Source organism: Bradyrhizobium sp. MOS001 (genome assembly GCF_004634465.1).
In the GTDB taxonomy this organism is placed as follows: Bacteria; Pseudomonadota; Alphaproteobacteria; order Rhizobiales; family Xanthobacteraceae; genus Bradyrhizobium; species Bradyrhizobium barranii.
The window spans coordinates 1-3,753 of sequence record NZ_SPVJ01000121.1; the positions used below are offsets into that span (position 1 = coordinate 1).

1 protein-coding gene is annotated in these 3,753 nt (G+C 59.7%); it reads right to left on the reverse strand.

Features of this window, described 5'->3' with window-relative positions; translation table 11 throughout:
* Nucleotides 1–222 precede the first annotated feature (222 nt).
* Nucleotides 223–3,546, reverse strand: a complete 3,324-nt coding sequence (locus CT676_RS43155; protein ID WP_161495773.1) for an adenylate/guanylate cyclase domain-containing protein — start codon at nucleotides 3,544–3,546, stop codon at nucleotides 223–225.
* Nucleotides 3,547–3,753: the final 207 nt, after the last annotated feature.

A 3,753-nucleotide genomic window follows, 5' to 3' on the forward strand; every position in this document is an offset into this window, starting at 1 on the left:
GGATCTGTCCGCGCCTTCAACGAAGCGTCCCATCCATATCCCCCATCAGGAAACGGAGGAATCGTAACCGACTCGTGGCTTTTCACACAGCCAGGGTCAAAATGCGAAGAACTCAGAGTGAGCAAATCCAGTCCACTCCGCCCCACTAAGCGGACCTCAATGAGGGGTGTCGTCACTTCACTGATGGGCCAAGCTCGGAAGTCGCTAGACCATTCGACTGGCTCACGACGCCAAGTCATCGAGCAACGCCTTGGCCTCTTTCAAATCGAGCGTGTCGAACCCTTCAGTGAACCAGCCGTAAACCGGAGCCAGAAGATCACGTGCCGCGGTGCGTTTGCCCTGATCGCGCCAAAAACGGGCAAGGCTCGTCGCTGCCCGAAGTTCAAGTGATTTCGCCCGTTGTTGCCGAGCGGTCTGTAGGGACTTCAGCAGCCATGCATTGCTCCCACTGAGCTGGCCGCGAGTTAATGCCACCAACCCTCGCAGCCGAGAGATTTCCGCATCCCACCAGTGCTCGCCGCTTTGTTCCGCAATGGCAGCAGCACCCGTTAGGGCTTCGGCTCCGCCGGGGTGGTTTCCCGTGCGACAAAGCACCTCGCAAAAGAGCGCAAAGCTATAGGGAGCGTACTGGATCGTGCCTTGCTTCGCCGGATCAGCAAGCGCGGCGCGGTAGGAGGCAATCGCCGCCTCAATCGTATCCGGTGCCAACAACGCCCAGCCGCGGAGGACTCGTGGATCGAGCGGCAAGGCAATGCGCTTCTTAGCCGCTAGGGTCTCTGCGCTCTCAATGCACTGCAGCACCGAAGCTGAGTCACGTCGGAACTGGTGCAATATCGACGCATGCAGACGCGCCATAGCAAGGCTGAAGGGATGGTTCACCCGTTCCGCAAGCGCCAACGCGTCATTCACGTGAGCGAGCGCCGTGTCAGGGTAGCCGAGCAGCCAGGCGCTCCAGGCACCTAGCGTTCGTGCACAGACTCCAGGGTCGTGACCGTAGATGTGTGCGTGCGTCCGGTGCTGCTCGAACTCATAAAGGGTTCGGCCCTTCTCGCAATGCTCCTGCGCCGGAGCGAGTTCGCCGCAGAAGAAATGTGTTGTCCAACCCGTATGATGAGCTTCGAGCCGAAGGCCGACATTATTACCCTTTTCGACCAGGCTCAGAAGCCTATCTGAAAGCTGGCGCGCCGCATTCCAATCCGACGTGCGTCGGAAAGTCCACAACCCCAATATCGCGGTGAACTGAGAATCGATGTCCCCTATCTTATCGGAAAGCTCGTGCGCACGAGCGTGCGCTTTTGCTGCTTCGGCCGAGGAGAAGCCGTTCGCGTTACTAAGAGACACGCCTTTAGCGAGTTGCAGCTTGATCTCGTGCCGATCGCGCTGCGCATCCAAGAGAGATGGCAGCAGGGACAAACCACGATCGAAATGATTGACCGCCTCGGCATACGCGGAGCGGGAAGCCGCAAACTGGCCCGCTTTTAGCCATTGATCAGAGGCGCGTTCCGCCTCTCCGGCACCCGTCAGATGATGGGCCAGTATCTCGGGCTGCCGATCGACCAGATCTGCGAAATGCTGCTCCAAGGCGGTGGCAACTCGTGCATGCAACTCTTGCCGTCTTCGGCGCAGTAGCGTGCCATAGGCAGCGTCCTGCACCAGCGCGTGCTTGAATAGATAGCTGGAATACGGAGGCACACCTTGCCGGAACAACAAGCCAGCGGAGATCAGACGGTCTAAGGCGGATGCCAACTCTGGCTCCGGCTTGCTCGCAACGGAAAAAAGCAGGGTGTGAGAGAACTCTCGCCCGATCGCGGAACCGATCTGGGCCACCTCCTTGGCGGGCCCGAGCTGGTCGAGCCTCGCCATAAGCGAGGCGTGCAGGCTTGCGGGGACCGCCGCCACAGGTGACGGAATATTGCCTGTAGTTCGCCGGGCTTCGCCCTCACTCTTGGTTTCCAGGACCGCCTTCGTCATCTCCTCCACGAAAAGGGGAATCCCGTCCGTGCGCTCAATGATGTCCTGCCGCACGCTCGCCGAGATGAGCTGGTTGCCCACGATGTGATCAATCACCGTCTCGATTTCGCGCTGCGCCAGCCGATTGAGGGTGAGAGCAGTGACGTAGGGCCGCCCGATCCAGTGCGGTTCGAACTCCGGACGAAACGTCACAATCAACAGCACACGGTAGGTCCGAAGCCGGTCAACGACCCCGCTGAAAGCTTCCTGACTCGTGGGATCGGTCCAATGTGCATCCTCGACCATCATCAGCACAGGTGTGGAGCGCGACAATGCCTCCACCTGTGACCAGAGAGCTTCAAATGTCCGCTGGCGGTGCTGTTCGGAGGGCATGTCGAGCGCCGCGTAGCGTCCGTCTTTTGGTAGCGACAGCATGTCGGCGAATAGCGCCATATCCTCCAAAGAGGTTGAAGTCTGCGCCAATACTTTATCGAGCTTGTCCAGCTTCGTTTCCAGCGCGTCGTCATGCGCAAATCGTGCGGCCCGTTCCATCTGGCCGATGATCGGATAAAAAGCGCTGTCGGTATGCTGCGGCGAGCAGAAATAGCGCAATCGGGTATGCGGCTCGTTAGCGATGCTTTCCAGCAGCGCCGCCGTAAGCCGCGATTTGCCAATACCAGCCTCGCCGGAGAGCAGCACTACTTGGCCTTCACCACTCTTTGCCTTGGACCAGCGTCGCAACAGGAGTTCGAGTTCTTCGTCCCGCCCAACAAGCTCGGTCAATCCGTTCGCGTGCAAGGCCTCGAAGCGGCTTTCGACTGAAGCCGGCCGCAACGCAGCCCATGCCCCTACGGCGCCTGAGATACCTTTGAGTTCTATCGGCCCAAATTCTTCAAGCTCGAACAGATTGCCCAACAGTTTCCGAGTACTCTCCGCAATGACGACGCTGTTCGGCTCAGCAACGCCCTGCAAACGTGCCGCAAGGTTTGGCGTTTCACCGATTATGGCGTGCTCCTGAGAAGCGCCGGACCCGATGAGGTCGCCGACAACCACCAGTCCCGTTGCGATGCCGATACGCGTCTGCAGGGGCGCACGAATCTTCAGAGCACCTACGCCAGCCACCAACTCCAGCCCCGCCCGGACGGCCCGTTCCGCATCGTCTTCGTGCGCCTGCGGATACCCGAAATACACCAGTACCCCATCGCCCATATACTTCGCAACGAAGCCGTCGAACCGCTGCACGATGTCGGCGACGCAATTCTGATACGCGGAAATGATCTCGCGTAGGTCTTCAGGGTCCATGCGTGCTGAAAGTGCTGTTGAACCCACAAGGTCCGAGAACATCACAGTGACTTGGCGACGTTCGGCGGCACCTTGGGGCTTCAACTCGGCCGTAACGCGTTGAGCTACGGCAGGGCTCCCAAGCTCCTGGATAGCCGCAAGCATTATGCGCCGATGCCCGAGCAGCACGCCGATGTCCTTAAGGTCCTGATCAGTCAGATGGCGAAGTGCTGCGAAACCAATCCCGTTTTCAGCAAAACGTTGCGCGTACTCGAACATTCCGAGCTTTTCGAGCCAGTCGGCAATTTGCTGCATCGCGGCCCCTCCGGATTTTGTGCAACCCACTCTGGCCCGATAGGACCGAAAGTCTACCACGCGCGCCGACTTATTCCAGCGCCCGCCGCGAGGTTGCATGTCCGGTCAGGGTCTTGGTCGTGTAAAAACGCCTTCCGCGGGAGGGCGGTGATAAGCCATGACGGTTCGGTCTCAGGCCGCGATCGCGGCCATCAGCGGCTTGGTCCC